The sequence below is a fragment of the Xanthomonas sp. LF06-19 genome, assembly GCF_034105425.1.
Lineage (GTDB): Bacteria > Pseudomonadota > Gammaproteobacteria > Xanthomonadales > Xanthomonadaceae > Xanthomonas_A > Xanthomonas_A sontii.
Genome location: NZ_JAXGGH010000005.1, coordinates 167,610 through 193,489, shown reverse-complemented (window position 1 = coordinate 193,489; position 25,880 = coordinate 167,610). Strand labels below are relative to the sequence as shown.

Here is a 25,880-nt window from a genome sequence, read left to right as displayed (position 1 = left end):
GCAGGCACACCGCCGGACGCAGCGCCCCAGATCCACGCCCGCGATGTACGGCGGCAGTCCCAGCGCCGGCTCCCACATCGCACTGCCGCACGCGAACAGGCTGCGGCGGTCACGCCGCCGCGGCTCAGCCAGCGCCGGCCATCGCGCGCAGGGTGATCCCAACCAGATAGGCCAGGTACGTGCCGGTGGCGTAGCCCATCGTGCCCAGCAGCACGCCGACCGGGGCCAGCGCCGGATGGAACGCGGCCGCCACCACCGGCGCCGAGGCCGGGCCGCCGACGTTGCTCTGCGAGCCGATCGCGAAGTAGAAGAACGGCACCCGCAGCAGCTTGCCCAGCGCCAGCAGCAGCAGAACGTGCACGATGAGCCAGATCAGGCCGAGCGCGAAGATCCAGGGCCGGTCGAACAGCGCCAGCAGATCCATCTGCATGCCGATGCAGGCGATCAGGAAATACAGCAGCAGCGTGCCGATGCGCGAGGCGCCGGCGCCCTCGAGGGTGCGCGCGCGGGTAAAGCTGAGCAGCAGGCCGAAGGTGGTCGCCAGCACCACCACCCACACGAACGGCGAGCCGAGGCTGAACTGCTTGGCCCAACTCACGTTCGCGTCGAACCACGCCGCCGTGGGAGTGGCGATCGCATGCGCCAGGCCGACCGCGCCGAAGGCCACGCCGACGATCAGCATCAGGTCGGTGAGGCTGGCCACGCGTTCGTGCTGAGCCTGGAAGTGGGCGATGCGCTGCTTGAGGTCGTCGATGCCGCGGGTGTCGGCGCCAGTGCGCGCATCGATCGCCGGCGCACGTTGCGCAAAGAAGATCAGCAGCGCCATCCACACGTAGCCGACGCCGACGTCGACCACCGCGAACTGGCCGAAGGTGGTGGCATCGACCTGGAACACTTCGCGCATCGCCAGCATGTTGGCGCCGCCGCCGATCCAACTGCCGGCCAACGCGGCCATGCCGGCCCAGGTGTCGCCGGCCACGGTCACCGGATGCAGCCACTTCATCACCTGGAACGCGACCACCGCGCCGAGCATGATGCTGAAGGACGCGCCCAGGTACATCGCCACCAGCTTCGGCCCCAGCCGCAGGATGCCCTTGAGATCGATGGTGAGGGTGAGCAGCACCAGCGCCGCCGGCAGCAGCACGTCGCGCGCGACCGGGTTGTAGAGCGAATTGTGCTGGCCGTCGATCAGCCCGACGGTGTTGTAGATGCCGGGAATCAGGTAGCACAACAGCAGCGCCGGCACGAAGCCGTAGAAGCGCTTCCAGACTCCCGACGGCCGCGCCGCGGTCCAGAACACCGCGCCCAGGGTGGCGGCGATCAGGCCGAAGATGACGATGTCGTTGGTGATCAGGGGCGTCGAGGGCATCGGGCTTTAGGGCGGGGATTCGGGAGTGGGGATTCGGGATTCGTGCGCCGCGATTGGAGGTTTGGAGGTGTCAACAAAGATCGAAAGAGAGCAACAGGCCGCGGGTGAATTCGCAGGAGCGATGCGCTGCAAGCGCCCTGTTGTTTTTGTGGGAGAGGCTTCAGCCCCGACGCTTTAGCGGTAAGGCGTCGGGGCTGAAGCCCCTCCCACAAGGGCCATCGGATTACCGGGATCGCGGGAAAATCCCGAATCCCGAATCCCGAATCCCGGGACCTGGGCCGTATTCCCAGAAGGGGCCCGGGAAACCCAGGCCCCAGGTCCCCTCACTGCCCGATATGCTGCTTCAGCCAGCCGTTGACCGTGTCGTGCCAGAGGATGCTGTTCTGCGGCTTCAGCACCCAATGGTTCTCGTCCGGGAAGTACAGGAACTTGGACTCGATGCCCTTGCGCTGCAGCGCGCCGAACGCGGCCAGGCCCTGCTCCATCGGGATGCGGAAATCCTGCTGGCCATGGATCACCAGCATCGGCACCTTCCACTTGTCCACGTGCAGGATCGGGTTGAACTTTTCGTAGCCGGCCGGGTTCTGCCACGGCGTACCGCCGTTCTCCCACTCGCTGAACCACAGCTCCTCGGTGGCGTAGCCCATCATGCGGTTGTCGAACACGCCGTCGTGGTCGACCAGGCACTTCCACGGCTTGTTCCAGTTGCCGGCCATCCAGTAGACCATGTAGCCGCCGTAGCTGGCGCCGAGCGCGCAGGCCTTGTCGCCATTGAGGAAGCCGTACTGCTTCTGCGCCGCGTCCCAGCCCTTCTGCAGGTCTTCCAGCGGGCGGTCGCCCCAGTGCTGGCTGATCGCATCGGTGAAGGCCTGGCCGTAGCCGGTGGAACCGTGGAAGTCGATCATCACCACCGCGTAGCCCTGCCCCGCATAGGTCTGCGGGTTCCAGCGATAGCTCCAGCCGTTGCCGAAGCTGCCCTGCGGGCCGCCGTGGATCAGGAACGCCACCGGATAGGTCTTGCCTTCCTGGTAGTTGTACGGCTTGACCACATAGCCGTGCACGGTGTCGTTGTTCCAGCCCTTGAACGAGAACTGCTCGTAGTCGCCGAACTTCACGTCCGGCAGCAGTTCGCCGGCGCTGGGGGTGATGGCGCGCGGCTGCTGGCCATCGGCGTCGGCGACCACGATCTGGTCGCCGCTCTTGAGGCTGTTGCGGGTGAAGGCCAGGGTGGTGCCGGCCAGGACCGGTGAGCCGACGCTGCCGTCGGCGGCCACGGTGCGGACCTTGCCATCGGCCACGTCGACCGCGAACAGCGGGTGCTGGCCCATGTCGTCGGCGGTGGTGTAGACGGTCTTGCCGTCGGCCGACAGCACGATCTCGCCGGCGGAACGGTCCCACTGCGGAGCGATCTCGCGGGTCTTGCCGCTGCCCACGTCCATGGCCATCAGGCCGAAGCGGTCGGCCTCGAAGCCGGGGCGCTTCATCGCACGGTAGAACAGGGTCTTGCCGTCGGCGGAGAACACCGGGCCGGCGTCCCAGGCCGGGTTGGACGCGGTCAGGTTGACCGGCGCAGCCTTGCCGGCGGCGTCCAGCCGGTACAGGTCGAAGTTGGTCGACCACGGTTCCTCGCGGCCGGCCACGCGCACGCTGGCGACCAGCGACTGCCCGTCCGGCGCCCAGGTGTAGTCCTCGCTGCCGCCGAACGGCTTGGAGGGGATGTCGCCGGCCAGGGTCACGCTGACCGCCGAGGCGCCGGCGACCGGCTTGGCCTTGGCGCCGGCCGGCAGCGGCGCGACGAACAGGCTGTTGCGGCGGCCATCGTTCCACGTATCCCAGTGGCGCACGAACAACTGGTCGAACACCACGCCGGTGGCCTTGGCCTGCTTCTTGGCGTCCAGGCGCTTCTGCGTGCAGGCCAGGTCCGAGCCGCAGTCCTGGAACACGCCGGCGCTGAAGGCCACGCGGTCGCCCTGCGGGGCGATGCGGTAGCTGTCCACGTCCAGCGCGAAATCGGTGAGCTGGCGCGGCGCGCCGCCGGCCAGCGGCAGCGCGTACAGCTGCTGGCGGCCGGACTTGGCGCTGAGGAAGTACACGGTCTTGCCGTCGGCCGACAGTTCCGGCGAGTTGACGTTCCAGCCTTCCGGGGTCAGCCGCTTCGGCGGCGCCGCATCGCGGGTGCGCAGGTCGCGCAGCCACAGGCTGGTGCTGGACTTCTCCAGCGCCTTGTCCATCTGCCGCTTGGCGAAGATCACCGTGCCGCCATCGGGCGTCAGCAGCGGCGAGGACACCCGGTCCAGCGCGACCATGTCGCGAACTTCGAAACCGCGGGTGGCGGCCAGCGCGGGCAGCGCGGTCAGCAGGGCCAGGGGCAGCAAGGCGTAGCGCAGGGTCATCGGGCGTCTCCGGAACACGGCAAAACGTCGATGGTAGGGGCCGCGGTGGGCGTGGCGCAAAGGACTGAAGTCATGGAAGAGCTGGGAATGGGGAATCGGGATTGGGGATTGGGAAGCGCGGGGCGCTGGCCCGGCTGTGATTACGAAGACCCGCACTGACCCGGTTTCGGATAGCAAGCGGACCGTGGCCATACCGCGGCCAGATGAGCGTGGTGGATCGGGAGTGACCGCGAAGCACTGATACGGCGAAGTGCAGCAGGCCGGTGCCGAAGCTGGCCTTGGTGGTGAGGCGGACCGCGGGAGGCGCACGCGGCCGGGGCAAGATTCGGTCTTTGCGACCCACGCGGCGCGGAGCAGCCAGCGAGAAGCTGATGTGATCGGCAAGTGCGGCGCGCGGGCCCGGTCGGAAAAAGCGAAGCCCGGCGCGGGGCCGGGCTTCGGATGTTGCGTTGCAGGAGGCGATTGCGCCGGTTACGTGCGCGGCGCGGCCGCGGCTTCGCCCTTGCGGCCGGTGCGGTACAGCAGCCAGCCGACGAAGGCCAGCAGCGCCAGGCCGTACCACTGGTTGAGGTGGAATGCTTCCGGCAGCGCCAGCACGTCGGCGCGGCCCGAGGCCACGATCGGCACCGCGATCGCAATGCCCATCAACGCCTCACCGGTGATCAGGCCCGCGGCGAACAGCGTGCCCGGGCGGTGCACGCGATCGCGGCCCTCCTCGTCATCAGCGCGGATCTTGTGGAAGCGCTCGACCAGGTGGGTCAGCAGGCCGCCGAGGAAGATCGGCACCATCAGCTCCAGCGGCAGGTAAATGCCGATCGCCGCGGCCAGCACCGGCACGCGGAAGCGCTTGCCGGTCTTCTTCAGCCACTCGTCCAGCGCGATGATCGCCGCACCGACGCCAGCACCGATGCCGATCATGGTCCACGGCAACTCGCCGCCGAACAGGCCCTTGGCCACCGACGCCATCAGCGTGGCTTGCGGCGCCGCCAGCGCATTGGGATGCTGCGGCGTGGCTGCGCCGATGCCATAGGCCTGGGCCAGCAGATTCAGCACCGGCGCCATGATCAACGCGCAAGAGAACGCGCCGATCGCGAGCATCAGCTGCTGCTTCCACGGCGTGGCGCCGACCAGGTAGCCGGCCTTCAGATCCTGCAGGTTGTCGCCGCCCACCGCGGCGGCGCAGCACACCACCGCGCCGATCATGATCGCGGCGACCGCGCCGATCGGCGAATCGCGCCCGAGCAGCAGCACCAGCACCGCCGAGGCGAACAGGATGGTGGAGATGGTGATGCCGGAGACCGGGTTGTTCGACGAGCCGATCAGGCCGGCCAGGTAGCCGGACACCGAGACGAACAGGAAACCGGCGACGATCATGATGAGGGTCATCGGCACGCTGACGTGCCACTGGCCGACGATGGCCTGGTACAGGCCCAGCAGCGGCAGCGTGCACAGCAGCAGCGCGACCAGCATCCACTTCATCGGCAGGTCGCGATCGGTCTCGGCCACCGCGGCGCCGCCGGTGCTCTTGCGCGCCGCGGCGAAGCCGCTCTTGACGCCCGACAGCAGCGACTTGCGCAGCGAGAACAGCGTCCACACGCCGCCGATCAGCATCGCGCCCACGCCCAGATAGCGCACCTTGGCCGCCCAGATGCCGAACGCCGCTTCGGCCGCCGGCGCATTGACCAGGCTCTGCGCCAGCGCCGGGTCGGAGCCCATGAAGAACTGCTGGTACAGCGGGATGGCCAGATGCCAGGACAGGATCGAGCCGGACAGCACCACGATGCCGACGTTGAGCCCGACGATGTAGCCCACGCCCAGCAACGCCGGCGACAGATTGGTGCCGACGTAGCCGACCATCTTGCTGCTGCCGATGTATGCGGCCTGCGCCCAGGTATCCGGAATCACCTTCAGGCCGCTGGCAGCGCCGAGCTTGACCAGCCCGCCGATCGCTGCCGACAGGCCCAGGATCTTCAGCCCCGGCCCGGGATTCTCACCGGCCTTGAGCACTTCCGCGGCGGCCTTGCCCTCCGGGAACGGCAGCGGATCCTCGACGATCATCGAGCGCCGCAGCGGCACCGAGAACAGTACCCCGAGCAGGCCGCCCATGCCGGCGATGCCGAGCACCCACCAGTACTTGAAGTCCGGCCAGTAGCCCATGATCACCAGCGCCGGGATGGTGAAGATCACCCCGGCCGCGATCGAGGAACCGGCCGAGGCGCCGGTCTGCACGATGTTGTTCTCGAGGATGGAACCGCCGCCGAGCAGGCGCAGCACCCCCATCGACACCACCGCCGCCGGAATCGCGGTGGCGATGGTCAGGCCGGCGAACAGACCGAGGTAGGCATTGGCGGCGGACAGCACCACGGCCAGCACGATCGCCAGCACCACGGCACGGAACGTGAGCTGGCGCGGCGCGGCAGCGTTGTTCATGGTTACCCCTGAAACGACAAAAACGCTTTGCACGCTAGCGTCTGGGGCCGGGCAAGTCCAGCATCGCGGTGCCCAGCTTGTGGCACATGCCTGGGGGCGGGGATTGGGGATTCGGGATTGGGGATTTGCAGAGGCTGAGGCAGCTGGTAGCCCCTCTCCCACCGGGAGAGGGGTTGGGGTGAGGGTACGGCGGCGCGCAGCACACCCCAGCCATGCAGGCGCTGCCCAACCCTCATCCGCCCCTGCGGGGCACCTTCCCCCCGAGAAGGGGGCCGTGGTCCCGAGGGGAGAAGGAATGGCGCTAGCCCCTCTCCCACCGGGAGAGGGGTTGGGGTGAGGGTGCGGCGTCACGCAGCACACCCCAGCCACCCAGGCGCTGCCCGATCCTCATCCGCCCCTGCGGGGCACCTTCCCCCCGAGAATGGGGCCGTGGTCCCGACGGGAGAAGGAACGGCGTTAGCCCCTCTCCGACCGGGAGAGGGGTTGGGGTGAGGGTACGACCGCCGCCGAACCACCCATGCCGCGCGCCGCCATTCGAGCGGGCGTCCGCGCGCCTATACTCCGCCGCTGCCTTCCTGCGCCGAGAATCGCCGTGTCCGTGTCCTCCCTGCCGCTGCGCGACGCGCGCGACGATTTCCTCGGCCATCCCAAGGGCGTCTACGTCTGTTTCTTCACCGAGATGTGGGAGCGCTTCTCCTTCTACGGCATGAAGGCGCTGCTGCTGCTGTACCTCACCAAGTACCACCTGTTCGGCGACGACGCCGGGCTCGACCTGCTCGGCGCCTACGGCGGCCTGGTGTACTGCGTGCCGGTGCTTGGCGGGCTGCTCGCCGACCGCTGGCTGGGCATGCGCAAGGCGGTGGTGTTCGGCGGCCTGCTGCTGGTGCTCGGCCACATCGGCATGGCCTTCGAGGGCCACGCCGCCGCCCGCATCAACGGCGAGGTGGTCCGCGACACCGCATCGCTGAGCGTGACCTATCTGTCGCTGGCGCTGATCATCATGGGCGTGGGCTTCCTCAAGCCCAACATCTCCACCATCGTCGGCAAGCTGTATCCGGCCGACGACCCGCGCCGCGACGCCGGCTTCTCGCTGTTCTACGCTGGCATCAACCTCGGCGCGCTGTTCGCCTCGCTGGTCTGCGGCTTCCTGGGCGAGGCCTACGGCTGGCGCTACGGCTTCGGCGCGGCAGGCATCGGCATGCTGCTCGGCCTGGGCATGTTCCTGTGGGGCCAGAAATACCTGCACGGCCACGCCGAACCGGCGCAGCCGGCGCTGCTGCGCGAGCGCGTGCTCGGCGTGCCGCGCGAATGGGCGATCTACCTGTGCGCCGTGCTGGGCGTGCTGCCGGTGGCCGCGCTGATGTGGGCCGCGGCCAACGGCGCCTTCAGCCTGGGTGGGGAAATTTCCCTGGCCCTGCTGCTGATGCTGCTGGTGCTCGGCGCGGTACTGCTGTGGTTCGCCTGGTTCACCGGCACCCAGTGCACGCCGGTGCAGCGCCAGCAGATGATCGCGCTGATGGTGCTGATCGCGATGGCGCTGGTGTATTTCACCCTGTACGAGCAGACCTACGGCTCGTGGGTCACCTTCACCGACCGGCTGATGACCAAGGACATCGTGCCGTCGCTGGTGATCCGCGACGGCACCCCCCTGCCCTGGTCGATCGCTTCGCTGCTGCTGGCGCCGCTGGGCTTCGTGCTGGCGGCCTCGCTGTCCGACCGCCGCCCCGGCTCGTCGGCGCCGCGGCGGCTGTTCGTCGCGGTCAGCGCGTTGATGCTGCTGTTCCTGATCCGCGACTGCCTGGTGCTGCCGCAGACCGCCGGCTCCCTGACCTATCTGGGCGCGCTGTTCCTGGTGTTGCTGGCGCCGCTGTTCGCCGCTCTGTGGGCGTGGTTGGCGCGGCGCGGACGCGAGCCGTCCAAGCCGGCCAAGTCGGCGATGGGGCTGTTGCTGGCCGGCCTATCCTTCGTGCCACTGGCACTGGCCGCGCAACAGGTCGGCGCGACCGGCCAGATGGCGAGCGTGTGGTGGTTGGTGCTGGCCTACTTCGTGCTGGAGGCCGGCGAAATGTGCCTGTCGCCGGTCGGCCTGTCGGCGGTGACCCAACTCGCGGTGCCGCGCGTGGTCAGCCTGATGATGGGCACCTGGTTCCTGGCCACGGCGTTCTCCGAGGCGCTGGCGGCGCTGTTCGGCAAGCTGGCCGCGATCGAGGTGCCGGATGGCCAGACCCTCAACGTCGCCGACGCCGCGGCCAAGTACGCGCATCTGTTCTGGCTGCTGCTGTGGATCGGCGTGGGCTGCGCGGTACTGGCCTTCCTCGCCGCGCCGCTGCTGCGGCGGATGATGCATGGGGTGCGTTGAGGAACTGCGTCGCCCGATCGGAGACGCAACCGTTTCACATCGACACAGCGCATTTCGCATGGTCAAGGACGACCTCGGCGATAAGTCCTGCTAGTTGTGCTGCGCCACAGATCCAACCAGAGCCAGCGCAACAGCGATGCGGCCGCCTGGAGCGCACATGGTCAGGTGCAAGCGCTCACGGTTTGGCCGATGCCGGCACCGCCTACGTGCTGCACAGCGAGCACTCAGCAGTTCCAGCGCGCGAGTGTAGAACGCCCAGCGATGCGCTTCGGCATGGAATCCATGGCCCCCGCCGGGGCATCCTCCCCACCGGCACACAGCCCCCCCCCCCCCAAGCGTCGCCTCAATGCGCATTAGTGGTGCATGGGCAACGCAGATCGGCATTTGAACCTCTCAATACAATATTTTCATATGAAACTATTGAAATCTTAAAGATCTTGTCTTGCTACAGGCGCGGTGCTAGGTTCTGCTCGTCGCCGCATGACGACATCTAGAAAAGGAGCTTTGTGATGAAAATCCAAGATGGCAAGCTTGAGAAACAAGATTCTCCATCCAATCCTTTCGCTATCCAGCTCGACGAACCCATGCAAAATATCGCAGCGCCTGGCGTCTGCGAGATGAAGCCTTATCTTGGTGAGGATTCTCGCGGGTACTCCACGCAACCTGGCGGCTAAAACGACGGCGATTGCACCAAAGGCATCGCGATAAAGAGCGCCGCCATCAGGCGGCGCTCTTCTGTTCTAAAGCGCGATAACCATCCGACGCCGATCGCAGGCAGCCGCGTCGCCATGATCAAGGCCAACGTCGCTTTTTCCGACCTCGAACATTCCCCGGTTTGGCAGGACAGTATCCTGTGTCTCGGGAACAGCCAGATCGCGCCCTACCGTCACCCTGCGCTGGAAACCGTCGTGGTTCGCACGCAGGGACAGTGGTTCGCGACGGTACGCGAGCGCTGCACGGACGTCGAATGGAAAAAAGACGATACGGGCGTGCTGGTCGATGCCGATCAATTCAACCGGCTATACAAAGAGGCTCTGCTATGGCCGCTTGATTATCTCATGATCGAAGTGGCCCAGGCCGGATCCCGACTGAAATTGCGCGCGGGCCTTCTCGCATCGGCGCCGGTCTATTGCCGGGTCACCGATGACGCAGTAGAAATCTCCTACGATCTGGCCGACTTTTTTTCCCGACCCACCACCATCGACCTGGAGATGGCCAGTCGGCGTCTCGCACTTAACGCGGACTACTCCGCCAGACAGCTGTGTTCGGGTGTCGTAATGCTGACAGAACGCGCCACGCTTTACGCCGAGCCGGGCAAGACGCGTTACGTCTATCCTTCGCCTGCTGAAATCGGATCACCTTCCCAAGAAGCACTGATCGACTACGGCGCAGGGCGATTCGAGCAGTTGTTGCATCGTGCCATTTCGATTCGTCCCGCGTCGAAGCGGGTGGCCACGGAGTTGAGTGGGGGCATGGATTCGGCGACCGTTGCATGCGCTCTGACGCGATCGCATGACAACATCCTGAGCTTTGGAATCTTGCTCGACGAGGGAGACAATCAAAACCAGGCACAACGCCGTCGCATGCTTGTTGAAAAGCTCGGCCTTCGCGACACGAGCGTCCCTATCGTTTCATTTCCACCAACGCTCGATCTGCAACCGAGTGCGGCTCGACCGGACTATCCCCTTGTCGAGTTCTATCTCGAAGCGTTCGAACATTTATGGGACTGCGCTCAAGCACAGGAAAGCGAATGGCTTTTCACCGGCATTGGCGGAGACCAGTTGTTCCCAATGTACCGGAACGAGGAACATCCCGCCGCAGGCCCCGGCAGCGGGGTGGCTGCAGAAGCCAAACGTCGCGCGAATCTGTTGTTGACGCCCCGAGCGCTCACTGCATCGCGTTCGATCAGTGGATTTGATGCTCCCACCGGCCTGTTGTCTGCATCCGTATTGGCGTCGAACGCGTGCCAGGCTCCCCATCTGCTTCGGCGAGGCCTCTGGCCGGTCAATCCCTTAAGCGATCCACATCTGGTGGCTTTCTGTCGGGGCCTTCCCCTCGAGTGCCGTAAAGAGCGAGAAACGATGTGGCGCTATTTACGGGCCAACGTAGGCGACATATTTCCGCGAGATTATTGCAAGGAAACGTTCGCGCATGTGCTCCCGGAGTTGATCGCACATCACGCCAAGACGATCGCCATGCAGTTGAGCGAATGCGCCCTCGCCGACTTGGGCTTGGTCGACCGAGACGCCGCACTGCAATTGCTGGACGAGTTGGTGGCGACGCGCGCGCGTCCGCTGACGGCACCGTTGATCTCGTTCCTTTGGCTGGAGCGCTTCGTTCGGCAGTTTGCCTGACAGTCGCACTCAGCAGGTCTCGAAGCGGCCGTCCCGGCAGACCCGGATGTGGCTGCACGACGGTGTCGAAGCGGTGGTCGGCACTTGATGCTGCGCCAGTTTTCACCTCGCAGATCAGCCCGCGGCACACGCTGAGCAGGGGCAGACTCAGCCCCGCGCCATCCACGACGATGACGGCGGCAAGACCTCCAAGTGCCACTTGCTCACACTGAGCTAGGGCATTCACCCCGCATCAGTGCGATCCGGAAGCACCGGACCGCACTGATGCCGCACAGCTTTGGCGCATGGAACCTCGGCGCGCCTGGTCAGGCGCCGGCCACTTACTGCTTCGCTGCCACCGGTGCCGCCTGCGCACCGCCCAGCGACTTGCTCAGGAACGCCAGCAGGCGGGTGTAGAACTCGCGACGATGCGCTTCGGTGTAGAAGCCATGGCCCTCGGTCGGGACGTACAGCGTCTCCACCGGTACGCCCACCTTCTTCAGGGCGGCTTCCATCTTTTTGGAGTGCTGGATGGGCGCGCGCTCGTCCTCGCCGCCAGCGGCCAGGAACACCGGCACCTTGATCTTGTCGGCCAGATTGACCGGCGAAATCGCGGCCAATCCATCGCCCGTCCCCATCCATTCGCGCAAGAAATTCTGGCTGGCATCGCGCAGCTGGGCATCGCCCCTGACATACATCATCGGCAGGTCGTAGACGCCGACATAGCCTGCCGCGCAGCGATACAGCGTCGGCTCCTTGGCCACGCCCATCAACGACGCATAGGCGCCATAGCTGGCACCGTACATGCAGATGCGCTGCGGGTCGGCGATGCCCTGGTCGATCGCCCAGCGCGTGGCATCGGTGACGTCGTCCTGCATCTTGCCGCCCCATTGGCCGGCGCCGGCCTGCTGGAAAGCGCGCCCGTAGTTGCCGGAACCCCGATAATTGACCTGCAGCACCGCGTAACCGGCGCTGGCCAGGATCTGCGCATCCTCATCGAACATGCCGTTGTCGAAGATCCCGAACGGTCCGCCATGCGGCATCACCACCATCGGCACCTTGCCGGACTTGGCCGCCGCCGGCAGGGTCACGAACCCATGCAGTGGCAGGCCATCTCGCGCCTGCAACGCGATCGGCCGCACCTCGGCCAGCTTCGGCGGCTGCAGTGCCGCACGGCGTGCGAACACGAAATCGGCCTTCTTGGCGACGGTGTCGAACAGGTAGAACTCGCCCGGATTGCGACCGGACTGCACGTTGACCAGGTTGAGCCGGCCGTCGCGCGTGCTGGAGGTGACATAGACTGCCTGCCCCGGGAAGGCCGCTTCCAGCGAGCGCTGGGTCTTGGCTTCGGGCGAGGCGTCATCGAAAAACAGGCTCCGCGGCTTGTCGCCCAGCACTTCGATCCCGACCGGGACATGGGTGCCATGGCGATACATGATCCGATAGGGATCGGCCAGCACATCGCGTGCCACCACCTTGCGCTCGCCGCTGTCGGTATTCCACGACTCGATGACGTCACTCCCCTTCGCCTGCTGTACCTGCAGATACGCGACATGCCCGTCTTCGGAAAAACCGATCGGCGTCTCCACGTGATGGCTGACGTTTTCGTCATTGATCAGCTTCCAGTCGCTGCCCTGCGCATCGCGATAGAACAGCTTCTTGGCATTGTCGGCATCCGCGCCCAAGGCGAAGCGCACCTTACCTTGCTCATCGCTGTAGAAATCCGCGCCGCGCACCTTGGGCGAACCGGTCAGCAACCGCCGGCGGCCGCTATAGACGTCCATGATTTCGGTGCGGCTATAAGGATCCTGGCTGGTGCTGAACGGCTGCGCCTGGATGATGACGTTGCGGTCGTCGCCGGGCAGCGAACCAACGAAATACGCGGCAACCTTCTCCACCTTCTTGGTCTGGATCAGCGTCCCCGGCCCGTTGCCGGTCACGCGCTGGCCCACCAACAGCTCCGCCGCCCCGCCGTCGGCGTTGATCGCGAACAGTTCTCCGGTCCCCCAGGGCTGGTCCCGCTGCCCGATCTTCTGAACCATGTTGAACAGCACGCGCGTGTCGTTGACCCACACGAAATCGGAGACGTGGGTGTTCTTCTCCATCGAGAAGCTGCCGACGATCTTGTTGTCGGAACGGCGCATGATCGCCAGCGCGGTCCGATCCTCCAGCGGCACCGTCGCCGCGTAGTACTCGCCGGTCGGCGACAACTTCAGCGTTTCGACCTGCTCCTTGACCAGATACGGCGCCAGATCCACCTGCGCCCATGCATTCCCCGCTCCCAGCAGACACAACAACGCGACTGCGTGCAGTCCCCTCTTCATTCCCTGTTCCCCTGTTCCTGTTGGCGTGACGTACATGTGAAGTCTAATCCAGGCGTTTGTCCGATGGCGCACCGGAAGCTGGGCGCCAACCTCCGGCGACGTCGGGGCTGGAAACTGAAAAAGCGCGCTGCCCGGAGGCCGCACGCCCGTCATCTGCCGCGGAAACGGCGGCGCGCACCGATCAGGCACATCGCCGCCGCCCTGGCGTCACCTACTGTCTCGGCGCGCCGGTCGACCCGCGCACCATCAAGCTGAAGTCCAGCGTCTGCTGCAGCGGCACGTCCACACGTTCGATGATGGCAAGCAGCAGGTTGACCGCGCGGACACCGATCTCCCGCATCGGCTGCCTGATGGTCGTCAATGGCGGCGTGAGGTAGCTGGACGAGGCCAGATCATCGAAGCCGACGATGGACAGGTCGTCCGGCACGCGGATTCCCAGGTCCCGGCAGGCCGCCAGGGCACCCAGTGCCATTTGATCGCTGAAGCAGAAGATCGCGGTCGGCGCGGGTGTACGACCCAACAGCGCCATCGCCGCCGCATGGCCGGATTCCACGGAGAAGTCGCCCGGCACGACGGTCAGGTTGCGCAGGCGGCCGCGCGCCTTGGCGCAGGCGCGAACTCCTTCCAGTCGCTGCTGATGCAGGGGATTGTCGGGCGGACCGCCCACCACGGCGATCCGCACGTGCCCCAGTCCATACAGGTGTTCCATCACGGCGCGCGCGGCGGCCGCGTTGTCGATGTGGACGCTGGGAATCCCCAGCGCCGGGTCGAACTCGCAGCCGTTAACCACCGGCGCGGCGTCGCCCTGCTGCTTGACGATCTCACGCGCCGTCGGCGGCAAGCGGTGCCCCAGCACGATCAGGCCGTCCGCCTCGTTGCGTGGGAGCATCTGCGCGTAGCGCTCCTCGCGGTCGGGCTGGTGCTGGGTATCGCCCAGCAGCACGGCGTAGCCGACCGCCTGCGCGGCGTCTTCCGCCCCCTGCAGGATCTGGGCGAAGAAGGGATTGGCGATGTCCGGGACGGTGACCAGGAGCTTGCCGCTGCGCTGGGTCTTGAGCGTCCTGGCCACCGCGTTGGGGACATAGCCCAGCGCGGCGGCGGCCTGCTCGATGCGCGCGCGCGTGGCGGGCAGGACTTTTTCCGGCCGGGAAAGCGCCCGCGACACCGTGCCCGCGGTGACGCCGACGTGCTTTGCGATGTCGTAGATGGTTGTCGCCATGAACTGAGCTCTTGTGTCTGCTGTGCAGTGCACAACGGGTCTTGCGGGAGGCCCATGCTAGGATGATTCAATCGATTGCATGAGGGCGAATCACGTTGAAGACGCTCAAGGGTCCAGCGCTGTTCCTGGCACAGTTCATCGCCGACACACCTCCCTTCAATCGCTTGGACACGCTGGCCGAATGGGCCGCGGGCCTGGGCTATTCTGGCCTACAAATACCGACCAGCGCGCCCCACCTGTTCGATCTGGCCCAGGCCGCGCACAGCCAGGCGTACTGCGACGACCTCGCCGGCATGCTGGCCGGGCATGGCCTGCAGATCACCGAGCTGTCCACCCACCTGCAGGGACAGCTGGTCGCCGTCCACCCCGCCTACGACGGCCTGTTCGACGGCTTCGCACCGCCGGACAAGCGCGGCAACCCCGCCGCCCGCCAGGCCTGGGCGGTGGAGCAGCTGCAGTTGGCCGCCAAGGCCAGCCAGCGCCTGGGACTGACGGCGCATGCCACGTTTTCCGGCGCGCTGGCCTGGCCCTACTTCTATCCCTGGCCGCAACGCCCGCCCGGACTGGTGGAAGAAGCCTTCGCCGAGCTCGGCCGGCGCTGGCGTCCGATCCTGGATGCCTTCGACGCCTGCGGCGTGGACCTGTGCTTCGAGATCCACCCGGGCGAGGACCTGCACGACGGCGCCACCTTCGAGCGCTTCCTCGACGTGGTCGACCAGCACCCCCGCGCCAAGATCCTGTACGACCCCAGCCACCTGCTGCTGCAGCAGATGGACTACCTGGGTTTCATCGATCGCTACCACGCGCGCATCGGCATCTTCCACGTCAAGGACGCGGAGTATCGCGCCAGCGCGCGCAGCGGCGTCTATGGCGGCTACCAGGACTGGATCGATCGTCCGGGGCGGTTCCGCTCGCTCGGGGACGGCCAGGTCGACTTCAAGGCCATCTTCTCCAAGTTCGCGCAATACGATTTCCCCGGCTGGGCGGTGCTGGAGTGGGAGTGCTGCCTGAAGCATCCGGAAGACGGGGCGCGGGAAGGGGCCGCGTTCATTCGCGACCACATCATCCGCGTGACCGAACGCGCCTTCGACGATTTCGCCGATAGCGGCGCCGATCCGGCATCGCTGCGCCGCATGCTGGGAACCTGAGTCATTACCGCCCTGGGAGGGGACGCCATGACGCACACCATGTCGCGCTTGGGCGCGATGATGTTTCTGCAGTTCTTCATCTGGGGCGCCTGGTTCGTGACCCTGGGAACCTACCTGGTGCAGGGGCCGCTGCACGCCAGCGCGAGCCAGGTGGCGACGGCGTTCCTCAGCCAGTCCATCGGCGCCATCGTCGCGCCGTTCCTGGTCGGCCTGATCGCCGATCGCTACTTCGCGGCGCAGCGCATCCTGGGAGTGCTGCATCTCGCCGGTGTGGTACTCATGTGGCTGGCATCCACGGCGACGAGCTTCGGCGTGTTCTTTGCCTGCGTGATGGGCTACATGCTGCTGTTCATGCCGACGCTGGCGCTGGCCAACAGCGTGGCGATGCGGCACATGCAAGCGCCGGAAAAGCAGTTCCCGCCGGTGCGCGTGGCCGGCAGCGTCGGCTGGATCGTGGCCGGCGTGCTGATCGGCTGGCTGGGCTGGGAACAGGCGCATCGGCTCGAGCTGACCTTCCGGATGGCGGCGCTGGCCTCGCTGGCCCTGGGCCTGTATGCCTTCACCCTGCCGCACACGCCGCCGCTGGCGCGCCAGCGCGATGCCGGTCTGGGGCAGATCCTGGGGCTGGACGCGCTGCGGCTGCTGAAGTCGCGCTCCTATCTGGTGTTCTTCCTGGCGTCCATCGCCATCTGCATCCCGCTGGCGTTCTACTACAACTTCACCAACCCCTACCTCAACGATCTGGGCGTGCGCGGCGCGGCCGGCCTGCAGTCGCTGGGCCAGGTGTCCGAAGTCCTGCTGATGCTGGCCATGCCGTTCCTATTCGTGCGGCTGGGAGTCAAGACGATGCTGGCGGTTGGCATGGCGGCGTGGGTGGTGCGCTACGCGATGTTCGCCTTCGGCGATGCCGGCGGCGGCTTTTCCCTGCTGGTGATCGGCATCGTGCTGCATGGCATCTGCTACGACTTCTTCTTCGTCACCGGCCAGATCTACACCGATGCGCACGCCGGCCCGGCCGCTCGCAGCAGCGCGCAGGGCTTCATCACCCTGGCCACGTACGGCGTGGGCATGCTGATCGGCACCTTCCTGTCCGGCGCCGTGGTTGAGCACTACACCACCGCGGCGGGCCCGGACTGGCGGCAGATCTGGCTGTTCCCGGCCGGCGTGGCACTGGTGGTGCTGGTCGCCTTCCTGCTGCTGTTCCGCGACCGGCCCGCCGTCGCGGCCGCCCCCTCCGCGCCTTGAGGATCCCCCCGATGCCCAAGCTTGGAATCGCCATCGTCGGCACCGGCATGATCGGCGCCGTGCACCGTCGCGCGGCACTACTGGCGGGCGCCTCGGTCCGCGGCGTCGCCGCCTCGTCCCCGCAGCGCGCACGCGAGGTGGCGCAATCGTGGGATGTCCCGCATGCGTATCGCGACATCGAGGAGGTGGTCGCCGATCCGCAGGTGCAGGTCGTGCACGTCTGCACGCCCAACCATCTGCACCGCGCCATGGCGCAGGCGGCGCTGGACGCCGGCAAGCACGTGATCTGCGAGAAGCCGCTGGCCACCACGCTGGAGGATGCGCGGGCGCTGGCGACCCTGGCCCGCGCGACCGGGCTGGTCGCCACGGTGCCCTTCGTCTACCGCTACCACCCGGTGGTCCGCGAGGCGCGCGCCCGCATCGCCCAGGGCGAACTGGGGCCGCTGCGCCTGATCCACGGCAGCTATCTACAGGACTGGCTGCTGGATCCGGCCAGCAACAACTGGCGCGTGGACCCGTCGCTGGGCGGCACGTCGCGCGTATTCGCCGACATCGGCTCGCACTGGTGCGACCTGGTGGAATGGGTGAGCGGCGAGCGCTTCGCCGAGGTCAGCGCGGCGTTCGCGACGGTGATCGCCGAACGCGGCACCAACACCGGGCAGAGCTTCACCACGCCGGCGGCGGGCGGCGCGATGCAGGCGGTCTCCAGCGAGGACGTGGCCATGGCGATGCTCCGAACCGGCGCGGGCACGCTGGCTTCGTTGACGGTCAGCCAGGTCTCGGCGGGGCGCCGCAATCGGCTCTGGTTCGAGATCGATGGCGCCCAGGCCAGCGTGGCGTTCGACCAGGAGGACGCCGAACGCCTGTGGATCGGCCGGCCGGACCAGCGCGAGGAAATCTTCGTGCGCGGACCGGGTGCCGGCAGCGCCGAACAGCGCCGGCTGGCGACGCTGCCGGCCGGGCACGCGCAGGGCTACGGCGATTGCTTCGAGGCGTTCGTCGCCGACACCTACCGCGCCATCGACGGCGAGCGGCCGGACGGCCTGCCCACCTTCGACGACGGGCTGCGCTCGGCGCTGATCGTCGATCGCGTCATCGCATCGGCCAGGACACGCGGCTGGACATCCATCGACTGACTCCCGGGAGGACTTCTTGATGAACACAGCGACACGCAGAACCGCAACCCTCGCACTGCTGCTCTTCGCGGCCCTGCCCGCCTTCGCACGCGACGCCGCCGGCCAGGAGGCCCCCATCGCAGTGCAGATGTACTCGCTGCGCAACGCCGGCACGCTCGACCAACAGTTGAAGATCGTCCATGACGCCGGCGTGGGCGCGGTGGAAACGGTCGGCACGCAGAACATGAGCGCGGTGGAACTCAAGCAGTTGCTGGACAAGTATTCGATCAAGGCGATCTCCTCGCACGTGCAGCTGGCCGACCTGCGCAAGGACCTGGACGGCGCGGTGGCCTTCAACCGCTCGATCGGCAACACGACGCTGGTGGTGCCTTACCTGGACCAGAAGGAGCGGCCCACCGATGCCGCAGGCTGGACCGCACTGGGCAAGGAACTGGGCCAACTCGCGACGCGGGCACGCGCCAAGGGCATGCGCCTGGCCTATCACAACCACGATTTCGAGCTGGTCGATTTCGATGGCAAGACCGGCCTGGAACTGCTGTTCGCCGCGGCCGGCCCCGATCTCAAGACCGAGCTGGACCTGGCGTGGGTCGCGCGCGCGGGCTACGACCCGGCGACGATGCTGGGCAAGTTCAAGGGCCGCATGTTCGCGGTCCACGCCAAGGACAACGCACCGAAAGGCCAGGCCCAAGACGAAGGCGGCTTCGCCGCGGTCGGCAAGGGCGTGCTGAACTGGAACGCGATCCTGCCTGCCGCGGCGGCGAGCGGCGTGCAGTGGTACATCATCGAGCACGACCAGCCGCGCGACCCGGCCAGCGTCGTCCGGACCAGTGCGGAGTACCTGCGCGAACATCTGCCCGCCAGCACACAGCGCTAGCACGCAAAGGAGTTCCGCTTGAAAACGATCACGACGATGGCCGTGGTGCTGCTGGGGGCGACGCTTGCGCCCAAGGCCTGGTCCAAGGACGACCCGGCGGCCGGCGCGCAGCTCTACGCGAACCATTGCACGGCCTGCCATGGCGCGAATCGCGCGGGCGTCCCGCCCACCTTCCCCGCGCTGACCGACGTGGGCAAGCGCCTGCAGCCCGCGCAGATCAAGGAGAAGATCCGCAACGGCGGCGGGCTGATGCCGCCGTTTTCGCAGCTGTCGCAACAGGAGGTCGACGACCTCGCCAGCTTTCTGGCGCAGTAGGGCGCGCCCTCCATTCCCGGGTATGCCGCGTTGAGCACGGCATACCCGGGATCGCCGACACACCCCAGGCGATCGGCGCCGACGGCGCCGGCGCTACAGCTCGCGCACCCAGATGTTGCGGTAGCTGACCTTGGAATCGTGCTCCTGCAGGAAGATCGGCGCGCATCCATGCGGCGCGTACGACGGCGCGCCGATGTATTCGGTCTTGCCCGCCAGCACGGTGTCGTTCTGCACCAGCACGCCGTTGTGCAGGACGGTGATGCGGGCGGGTGACGTGAGCCCGCCGCCCTGCGAGAAACGCGGCGCCTTCCAGATGATGTCGTACACCTGCCACTGGCCCGGCGCACGCGAGGCATTCACCAGCGGAATGGCCTGCTTGTAGATCGCACCGGCCTGGCCATTGGCATAGGTCGGGTTGTTGTAGCTGTCGAGCACCTGCAACTCATACAGCTCCTGCAGGAAGATGCCGCTGTTCCCGCGCTGCTGGCCGTCGAATCCGCGCGTCGCGGTGGGCGTACGCCACTCGACATGCAACTGGATGTCGCAGAAGCCTTGCTTGGTGCGGATGCCCTTGCTGCCCGGCACCACGGTCATTGCGCCGTCGGCGACGCTCCAGGGCACGCGTCCGCCCTGCTCCGACTCCCAGGCCGACAGATCCTTGCCATCGAACAGCACGATCGCGTCGGAGGGCGCGCCGCCCGGGGGCGTGGCCACGGTCGCGGGCACGGGCTTCCACACTTCGGTCTTGGCAGGATCGCGTGCGGGGTCGCCGTCGGCCTGCGCGACCGCAGGCGCCACGGCCAGCAGGCAGGCCGCCATCAGCAGGGATCTGGTCATCGTGTTTCCAGGAAAAGGAGGAAGGGCGAAGCGTGGCGCTCCATCAGCCAGTGGCCCAGGCGGGCGTGCCGGGAACGTAGGCGATGTCTTCATAGCGGCCCGGTACCGCGACGTAGCGCAGCACTTCGGTCGCGCCGACCTCGGAGGTGAAGAAGCCGAAGATGGTCAGCTGCTTGATCATGGTGAAGGGATGCGGCATCGCGTCCGCCGTGTCGGCGGTGCCGGTGTCGGTCACGTCGACGGCCTTTGCCTTGGCCTCCGCATCCAGGGCGCGCAGCAGTTCGGCGCGCGCCTGCGGGGTGAGCGACACGAATCGGCCGCCGGCACGTTTGTCGATCTCGGCCAGGCCGGCGCGGAACGTCGCCTGCTGCCGCGGGGTGTAGCAGTCGGTGACGAATTTCGCCATGAACGCGCCGGCACCGGCGTCCTTCGCCCCCGGCGTCTTGGTCCGCGGCAGGATGGTCTCGGCGATCTCGTCCAGCGTGCCGATCTCGGCGGCGGAGAACAGCACCTTCGTCCCCGCGGCCGACGCCTGTGCCGGGGCGAGCGCGGGCAGGCCGACCATCGCCGCGCCGGTGGCGGCAAAGATCATCTTCAGCAGTTCGCGACGTTCCATCACAGGTTCCCCGCTTTCAGTTCGCGCACGGCATGATCGGCGGCACGTGCGGTCAGCGCCATGTAGGTCAGCGAAGGATTCACGCAGCCGCTGGAGGTCATGCAGGCGCCATCGGTCACGTAGACGTTCGGTGCGTCCCACACCTGGTTGTACTGATTCAGCACGGAGTTCTTGCGATCCCGGCCCATGCGTGCGGTGCCCATCTCATGGATGCCCTTGCCCGGCGCGTAGTCGCCATCGTGCATCTTCACGTCCTTGACGCCGGCCGCCTCCAGCATCTCGGCGGCATCGGCGGCCATGTCCTTGCGCATGGCCTTTTCGTTCTCGCGCATGGCAACGTCCATCGCCAGCACCGGCAGCCCCCATTTGTCCTTGCGCTGCGGATCCAGGCGAATCGTGTTGTCGTGGTGCGGCAGCATTTCGCCGAATCCGGTCATGCCGATGCTCCAGTCGCCTGGCACGGTCAGCGCCTCCTTCAGGTCGGCGCCGATGTTCAGCTCGGCGATCTCGCGCGACCAGCCGGTGCGGCTCGCACCGCCCTGGTAGCCGAAGCCGCGCAGGTAACCGCGCTTGTCCATGGCGACATTGCGGAACCGGGGGATGTAGAAGCCGCAGGGACGGCGGCCGAAGTAGTACTTGTCCTCGTAGCCCTCGACCCGGCCGGAGGCACCGGCGCCGAAATGATGGTCCATCACGTTGTGCCCGAGCTCGCCCGACGACGACCCCAGGCCGCCGTCCCAGACATCGGTGGCCGAGTTCATCAGCAGCCAGGTCGAATTGAACGAGGACGCGTTGAGGAAGATGACATTGGCCGTGTACTGGTAGGTCTGTCCGCTCTCGGCGTCGATGATCTCCACGCCGCGCGCACGCTTGCGGTCCTTGTCGTAGAGCACCTCCTTGACGATCGAGAACGGCCGCAGGGTCAGGTTGCCCGTCTTCATGGCCGCCGGCAGCGTGGCCGCCTGGGTCGAGAAATAGGCGCCGAAGGGACAGCCCAGGATGCACTTGTTGCGATACTGGCAGTTGACGCGGCCCTGCTCGACCTTGGGCTGGGTGATGTTGGCGGTGCGCGAGTGGATCAGGTGCCGGGTGCCGCCAAAGGCCTTCTTGATCCGCGCGGCGACGTCCTTCTCGACGATGTTCAACGGGATCGGCGGCAGGAACTCGCCGTCCGGCAACACGTCCAGTCCCTCGCGCGTGCCGGCGATGCCGGCGAACTTCTCCACGTGGTCGTACCAGGGTGCGAGGTCGGCGTAACGGATCGGCCAATCGGTGGCGATGCCGTCCTTCAGGTTCGCCTCGAAATCCAGGTCCGACAGGCGATAGCTCTGCCGTCCCCACATCAGCGAGCGGCCGCCCACGTGATAGCCGCGGAACCAGTCGAATCGCTTGATCTCGGTGTAGGGCGATTCCTTTTCGTTGGCCCACATCCCCTGCAGGTTCTCGACCAGGGCGTAGTCGCGCATCAGCACCGGATAATCGGCCTTCATCGCCTGGGTCGGGCGGTTGCGGTGCGGGAAATCCCACGCCTCCTTCATCGCGTTGACGTAGTCCTTGACGTGCTCGATGTTGCGTCCGCGTTCCAGCATCAGGACCTTGAGTCCCTTCTCGGTCAGCTCCTTCGCCGCCCAACCGCCACTGATGCCCGAGCCAACGACGATGGCGTCGTAATGATTGTCTGCCATGGGTTCTACTTCACCTCGGTGGATAGCGTTTCAGACATCGCAGAGGCGGATCGCCTCGCGCAGCGAGCCGACGGGATCCGGCGCGGTAGGAACGAATTCCTGCGCCAGATAGCCATCGAAACCGGTATCGCGGATCGCGCGACAGATGGCGGGATAGTGGAGCTCCTGATCGTCCCCGATCTCGTGCCGGCCCGGGACGCCGGCGGTGTGGTAATGCTTGAAGCACGCGTGATGCTTGCCGATGGTGGCGATGATGTCGCCCTCCATGATCTGCATGTGGTAGATGTCGTACAGCAGGCCGAAATGGTCCGAGCCGATCCGCTGGCACAGCTCCACGCCCCAGGCGGAGTGGTCGCACAGATAGTCGTGATGATCGACCTTGGAGTTCAGCAGCTCCATCACCAGCACGACCCCGCGCTTCTCGGCATGCCCGAGGATGCGCTTGAGTCCGACTTCGGCGTGGGCCATGCCCTCCTGGGGATCCATGCCATTCCGGTTGCCGGAAAAACAGATGAGGTTGCGATAGCCGGCGTCGGCCACCAGGTCGATGTGCCGCGTGTAGCGCTCGACCAGCGCATCGTGGAACTGGCTGCCGGCAAAGCCCTTGTCCAGGCCGAGTTCCGCGCCATTGCACATCGCGCTGCACACGCCATGCGCCTTCAGCGTGGGCCAATCCGCCGGGCCCACCAGATCGATGGCGGCGAACCCCAGGCCCTTCACCACCTGGCAAAGCTGTGCGGTCGACAGCTGCGGAAACGTCCAGCGGGCGACAGACTGCTTCAGGTTGCCCTTGAGCGGCGTAGCCGCCGCAAGCGCTGGCAGCATGCCCATCGCACCAAGGCCAAGGCTCCCGGCGACCGCCATGCGCAGCGCGTCGCGCCTCGTGAAGCCCGAGGCCGGCGCCGGTCCGATCGAATGGATAGACATCCACCTTCCGGCCTCCCAACCGGTCTCAAACGCTGACGATTCGCCGCGATTCAATCGATTGAACCATAGAGCAGTGAATTGCGCTTTTGCAAGACGCACTGCACGAAACCACATGCTGCAGGGCACAACGCCTGTGGCGTCAGTCGTCATGACGGCGATGGAATTTCGGGTGACGTACGGAGTTGTGCAGCGAGACGTAGAGCGACAAACAAACGGGTATTTGGTGAACCTGCTCGAGCAGGCGACGCATGGCGAGATACCGACGGACCCGTGGTTCCTCCCTGGGACTAAGGCGCTAAATCGCCTGCAAGGCGGCGGGGATGGGAGGTCGGACCTGGAGCTTCAGGACACCTCCGCCGCGTTGCCATGCGCATTCATGTGGTGAGGATCGTGGTGTAGCGGCGAGCGACGCCAATGTGCTTTTCGCAGAAGCGGCTTTAGCCGCGATGGCTTTCATCGGAAAGCCTGTCGCCGCTAAAGCAGCCCCTACGACACCTTCCCCGTTGCAGCCGGGTCGGCCGGCGTTGAGCGATAGCATGGACTCGGCACGAAAGCCGCGCCAAGGCGTTGCTGAGGCGACTGGGCACGACGCGACGCTGGCAACCGACCCCGTTTTGAAGGCAAGAACAGCAGGGCACTCGCCGCTTGCACGCACGCTCCGCCCCCAATCGCCAGCGGTGAAAAGCACGGTACGTGTGACCACTCCAGTCGACCGATACCGTCTGGCTTCATATCGCCTGCCTTGGAGGACCGGACAGACTCGCGCTAGAAAGGAAAACACCTCGCCAAAACAGAAAAAACCCCGCCAAGCACAATGGCTTGCCGGGGTCTGTTTGCATCGCAGGAACGACGAAAGATCAGAACGGAATATCGTCGTCCGCGAAGTCGTCCATCGGTGCGGACTGCTGCGGGGCCGGCTGCTGCCGGCGCGGCGCGTAATCCTGCCCGCCGCCACCACCGCCACCACCGCCCATGCCGGAGCGTTCCTGGCGCGGCGGCGCCGAGCGCTGCGGACGGTCGCCGCCGCCCATGCCGCCGCCACCGCCCTCGCCGCGGCCGCCGAGCATCTGCATCTCGTCGGCGACGATGTCGGTGGAGTACTTCTCCACGCCGTCCTGGCCGGTGTACTTGTCGTAGCGGATCGAGCCTTCGACGTAGACCGAGCTGCCCTTGCGCAGGTACTCGCCGGCGATCTCACCGAGCTTTCCGAAAAACACCACGCGATGCCACTCGGTGCGTTCCTGCTGGTTGCCGTCGCGGTCCTTGCGCACGCTGGTGGTGGCCAGGCTGATGCGGGTGATGGCCATGCCGGCCTGGGTGTACTTGATGTCGGGATCGTTGCCGAGGTTGCCGACGAGGATGACTTTGTTGATGCCGCGGGCCATGAGCTGCTTCCGTCTGGGGTCTCCGCGGCCAGGGGGCACGCAGAGCGGTAAAGAAGATTTCGGGGAGCAATCCTAACATCGCCGGGCCGGACCGGCCTGCGCCAGGCGCCCGCGGGCGCCCCGGAAAACGCCGCATTGGGCTGTCGGAATCCTGCCGGCACGCCTCCCGCCGGGCGCTGCAAACCCAGGCACGGCAAGCTCTCCGCCCCCTGCCCCGGCCCACAACGGGACGGATGTGGCCGCGCAGCCTATACTTTGCGCACGTTTCCAGTCCTGTCCGCATGAGCATCGCCGAATCCCCCAGCTCCGCCCTGGGCCTGCCCCAGATCCAGATGCTCGCCGCGCCGGACATGGCCGAGGTGGACGCCCTGATCCGCCGCCGCCTGTCCTCGGACGTCGTGCTGATCAACCAGATCGCCGACCACATCGTCTCCGCCGGCGGCAAGCGCCTGCGGCCGATGCTGGTGGTGCTGGCCGGCCGCGCCTGCGGCGCCGGCGGGCCGATGCAGCACCAGTTGGCGGCGATCATCGAATTCATCCACACCTCGACCCTGCTGCACGACGATGTGGTGGACGAATCGGACCTGCGCCGCGGCCGCAGCACCGCCAACGCGCTGTGGGGCAATGCGCCCAGCGTGCTGGTTGGCGACTTCCTGTACTCGCGCAGCTTCCAGCTGATGGTGGAGCTGGACAGCATGGCGGTGATGCGCCTGCTGGCCGACACCACCAACCGCATCGCCGAGGGCGAGGTGCTGCAGCTGCTGCACGTGCACAACCCCGACACCGACGAAGCCGCCTACCTGCGCGTGATCGAGCGCAAGACCGCGGTGCTGTTCGCCGCCGGCACCCGGCTTGGCGCGCTGGCCTCCGGTGCCAGCGAGGCGGTGCAGGAGCGCCTGTACGACTACGGCATGCAGCTGGGCTATGCGTTCCAGATCGCCGACGACGTGCTCGACTACACCGCCGACGCCGCCGACCTGGGTAAGAACCTGGGCGACGACCTGGCCGAGGGCAAGGCCACGCTGCCGCTGATCCACGCCATGGCGCATGCCGACGACGCCACCCGCGCGCGCCTGCGCCAGATCGTCGAACAGGGCGACGCCAGCGCGATGCCCGAGGTGCTGGCGGCGATCGAGGCCAGCGGCGGCATCGACTACAGCCGCCGCCGCGCGGCCGACTACGCCGCCGCCGCCGAACGCGCCCTGGACGGCCTGCCCGAGAACGAGGCCGTGGCCGCCCTGCGCGGCCTGGCGCGCTACGCGGTCGAGCGCAGTCACTGAGCGCT

19 protein-coding genes are annotated in these 25,880 nt (G+C 66.8%); 9 read left to right on the top strand and 10 right to left on the bottom strand.

Annotated features, from left to right (window positions below; all coding sequences use genetic code 11):
• Positions 1 to 124 precede the first annotated feature (124 nt).
• From SLW55_RS11915 to SLW55_RS11905, 3 genes are all read right to left on the bottom strand, one after another.
• Positions 125 to 1,369: a DUF819 family protein gene (locus SLW55_RS11915; protein ID WP_017909372.1), complete on the bottom strand. Its 1,245-nt coding sequence runs from the start codon at positions 1,367 to 1,369 to the stop codon at positions 125 to 127.
• A 323-nt stretch (positions 1,370 to 1,692) separates the two neighbouring features.
• The gene (locus SLW55_RS11910) at positions 1,693 to 3,762 is read right to left on the bottom strand and encodes a S9 family peptidase (protein ID WP_320745184.1); all 2,070 of its coding nucleotides are present in this window, start codon (positions 3,760 to 3,762) and stop codon (positions 1,693 to 1,695) included.
• Positions 3,763 to 4,233: 471 nt separating this feature from the next.
• On the bottom strand, positions 4,234 to 6,192 hold the full coding sequence (locus SLW55_RS11905; protein WP_150411195.1) for an oligopeptide transporter, OPT family: 1,959 nt from the start codon (positions 6,190 to 6,192) through the stop codon (positions 4,234 to 4,236).
• 598 nt (positions 6,193 to 6,790) lie between these two features.
• On the opposite strand from SLW55_RS11905, the gene SLW55_RS11900 reads away from it, so the two are divergent.
• From SLW55_RS11900 to SLW55_RS11890, 3 genes are all read left to right on the top strand, one after another.
• Positions 6,791 to 8,551, top strand: coding sequence for an oligopeptide:H+ symporter (locus SLW55_RS11900; RefSeq protein ID WP_320745222.1), 1,761 nt, complete (start codon positions 6,791 to 6,793; stop codon positions 8,549 to 8,551).
• A 509-nt stretch (positions 8,552 to 9,060) separates the two neighbouring features.
• Complete coding sequence (locus SLW55_RS11895; protein ID WP_170268151.1) at positions 9,061 to 9,225, top strand: hypothetical protein; 165 nt, start codon at positions 9,061 to 9,063, stop codon at positions 9,223 to 9,225.
• A 114-nt stretch (positions 9,226 to 9,339) separates the two neighbouring features.
• Positions 9,340 to 10,905: an asparagine synthase-related protein gene (locus tag SLW55_RS11890; RefSeq protein ID WP_320745183.1), complete on the top strand. Its 1,566-nt coding sequence runs from the start codon at positions 9,340 to 9,342 to the stop codon at positions 10,903 to 10,905.
• Positions 10,906 to 11,225: 320 nt separating this feature from the next.
• On the opposite strand, the gene SLW55_RS11885 is transcribed toward SLW55_RS11890, so the two are convergent.
• Both SLW55_RS11885 and SLW55_RS11880 read right to left on the bottom strand, forming a co-directional pair.
• A complete protein-coding gene (locus SLW55_RS11885; RefSeq protein WP_320745182.1) occupies positions 11,226 to 12,989 on the bottom strand; it encodes a S9 family peptidase in 1,764 nt (587 codons plus the stop codon).
• A gap of 430 nt (positions 12,990 to 13,419) precedes the next feature.
• Entirely contained in the window at positions 13,420 to 14,427 is a 1,008-nt protein-coding gene (locus SLW55_RS11880) for a LacI family DNA-binding transcriptional regulator (protein WP_267094154.1), read from the bottom strand.
• Positions 14,428 to 14,522: 95 nt separating this feature from the next.
• Here SLW55_RS11880 and SLW55_RS11875 point away from each other — a divergent pair, with 95 nt between their 5' ends.
• Genes SLW55_RS11875 through SLW55_RS11855 form a run of 5 tightly spaced genes read left to right on the top strand, consistent with a single transcriptional unit; the run spans position 14,523 to position 19,145 of the window.
• Positions 14,523 to 15,575 carry a sugar phosphate isomerase/epimerase family protein gene (locus tag SLW55_RS11875; RefSeq protein ID WP_267099556.1) on the top strand — a complete coding sequence of 351 codons (1,053 nt, stop codon included), beginning with the start codon at positions 14,523 to 14,525 and terminating at the stop codon, positions 15,573 to 15,575.
• Positions 15,576 to 15,602: 27 nt separating this feature from the next.
• The gene (locus SLW55_RS11870) at positions 15,603 to 16,820 is read left to right on the top strand and encodes a nucleoside permease (RefSeq protein ID WP_320745181.1); all 1,218 of its coding nucleotides are present in this window, start codon (positions 15,603 to 15,605) and stop codon (positions 16,818 to 16,820) included.
• Positions 16,821 to 16,831: 11 nt separating this feature from the next.
• Positions 16,832 to 17,956, top strand: a complete 1,125-nt coding sequence (locus tag SLW55_RS11865) for a Gfo/Idh/MocA family oxidoreductase (RefSeq protein ID WP_320745180.1) — start codon at positions 16,832 to 16,834, stop codon at positions 17,954 to 17,956.
• 19 nt (positions 17,957 to 17,975) lie between these two features.
• Positions 17,976 to 18,830 (top strand): sugar phosphate isomerase/epimerase, encoded by an 855-nt coding sequence (locus tag SLW55_RS11860; RefSeq protein WP_267093843.1) that lies wholly within the window; start codon positions 17,976 to 17,978, stop codon positions 18,828 to 18,830.
• Positions 18,831 to 18,848: 18 nt separating this feature from the next.
• Positions 18,849 to 19,145, top strand: coding sequence for a cytochrome c (locus tag SLW55_RS11855; RefSeq protein ID WP_026143968.1), 297 nt, complete (start codon positions 18,849 to 18,851; stop codon positions 19,143 to 19,145).
• Between the two features lie 93 nt (positions 19,146 to 19,238).
• Here the strand turns inward: SLW55_RS11855 and SLW55_RS11850 are convergent, their stop codons facing one another.
• The 5 genes from SLW55_RS11850 to SLW55_RS11830 all read right to left on the bottom strand — a co-directional run bounded on the left by SLW55_RS11850 (position 19,239) and on the right by SLW55_RS11830 (position 24,595).
• Positions 19,239 to 19,982 carry a DUF1080 domain-containing protein gene (locus SLW55_RS11850; RefSeq protein WP_191091420.1) on the bottom strand — a complete coding sequence of 248 codons (744 nt, stop codon included), beginning with the start codon at positions 19,980 to 19,982 and terminating at the stop codon, positions 19,239 to 19,241.
• 43 nt (positions 19,983 to 20,025) lie between these two features.
• The gene (locus SLW55_RS11845) at positions 20,026 to 20,598 is read right to left on the bottom strand and encodes a gluconate 2-dehydrogenase subunit 3 family protein (RefSeq protein WP_320745179.1); all 573 of its coding nucleotides are present in this window, start codon (positions 20,596 to 20,598) and stop codon (positions 20,026 to 20,028) included.
• Positions 20,598 to 22,283: a GMC family oxidoreductase gene (locus tag SLW55_RS11840; RefSeq protein ID WP_043095703.1), complete on the bottom strand. Its 1,686-nt coding sequence runs from the start codon at positions 22,281 to 22,283 to the stop codon at positions 20,598 to 20,600. Before SLW55_RS11840 ends, SLW55_RS11845 begins: the two co-directional genes overlap by 1 nt.
• 30 nt (positions 22,284 to 22,313) lie before the next feature.
• Positions 22,314 to 23,210, bottom strand: a complete 897-nt coding sequence (locus tag SLW55_RS11835; protein ID WP_295974024.1) for a TIM barrel protein — start codon at positions 23,208 to 23,210, stop codon at positions 22,314 to 22,316.
• An 857-nt stretch (positions 23,211 to 24,067) separates the two neighbouring features.
• Positions 24,068 to 24,595: a single-stranded DNA-binding protein gene (locus tag SLW55_RS11830; protein ID WP_267093838.1), complete on the bottom strand. Its 528-nt coding sequence runs from the start codon at positions 24,593 to 24,595 to the stop codon at positions 24,068 to 24,070.
• Positions 24,596 to 24,876: 281 nt separating this feature from the next.
• Here SLW55_RS11830 and SLW55_RS11825 point away from each other — a divergent pair, with 281 nt between their 5' ends.
• Positions 24,877 to 25,875, top strand: coding sequence for a polyprenyl synthetase family protein (locus SLW55_RS11825; protein WP_320745178.1), 999 nt, complete (start codon positions 24,877 to 24,879; stop codon positions 25,873 to 25,875).
• Positions 25,876 to 25,880: the final 5 nt, after the last annotated feature.

Excerpts from the sequence above, each read along its gene's own strand:
- SLW55_RS11915 (WP_017909372.1), bottom strand. The coding sequence starts at position 1,369 with ATGCCCTCGACGCCCCTGATCACCAACGACATCGTCATCTTCGGCCTG.
- SLW55_RS11910 (WP_320745184.1), bottom strand. The coding sequence starts at position 3,762 with ATGACCCTGCGCTACGCCTTGCTGCCCCTGGCCCTGCTGACCGCGCTG.
- SLW55_RS11905 (WP_150411195.1), bottom strand. The coding sequence starts at position 6,192 with ATGAACAACGCTGCCGCGCCGCGCCAGCTCACGTTCCGTGCCGTGGTG.
- SLW55_RS11895 (WP_170268151.1), top strand. The coding sequence starts at position 9,061 with ATGAAAATCCAAGATGGCAAGCTTGAGAAACAAGATTCTCCATCCAAT.
- SLW55_RS11890 (WP_320745183.1), top strand. The coding sequence starts at position 9,340 with ATGATCAAGGCCAACGTCGCTTTTTCCGACCTCGAACATTCCCCGGTT.
- SLW55_RS11885 (WP_320745182.1), bottom strand. The coding sequence starts at position 12,989 with ATGGAGAAGAACACCCACGTCTCCGATTTCGTGTGGGTCAACGACACG.
- SLW55_RS11880 (WP_267094154.1), bottom strand. The coding sequence starts at position 14,427 with ATGGCGACAACCATCTACGACATCGCAAAGCACGTCGGCGTCACCGCG.
- SLW55_RS11870 (WP_320745181.1), top strand. The coding sequence starts at position 15,603 with ATGACGCACACCATGTCGCGCTTGGGCGCGATGATGTTTCTGCAGTTC.
- SLW55_RS11865 (WP_320745180.1), top strand. The coding sequence starts at position 16,832 with ATGCCCAAGCTTGGAATCGCCATCGTCGGCACCGGCATGATCGGCGCC.
- SLW55_RS11860 (WP_267093843.1), top strand. The coding sequence starts at position 17,976 with ATGAACACAGCGACACGCAGAACCGCAACCCTCGCACTGCTGCTCTTC.
- SLW55_RS11850 (WP_191091420.1), bottom strand. The coding sequence starts at position 19,982 with ATGACCAGATCCCTGCTGATGGCGGCCTGCCTGCTGGCCGTGGCGCCT.
- SLW55_RS11845 (WP_320745179.1), bottom strand. The coding sequence starts at position 20,598 with ATGGAACGTCGCGAACTGCTGAAGATGATCTTTGCCGCCACCGGCGCG.
- SLW55_RS11840 (WP_043095703.1), bottom strand. The coding sequence starts at position 22,283 with ATGGCAGACAATCATTACGACGCCATCGTCGTTGGCTCGGGCATCAGT.
- SLW55_RS11835 (WP_295974024.1), bottom strand. The coding sequence starts at position 23,210 with ATGTCTATCCATTCGATCGGACCGGCGCCGGCCTCGGGCTTCACGAGG.
- SLW55_RS11830 (WP_267093838.1), bottom strand. The coding sequence starts at position 24,595 with ATGGCCCGCGGCATCAACAAAGTCATCCTCGTCGGCAACCTCGGCAAC.
- SLW55_RS11825 (WP_320745178.1), top strand. The coding sequence starts at position 24,877 with ATGAGCATCGCCGAATCCCCCAGCTCCGCCCTGGGCCTGCCCCAGATC.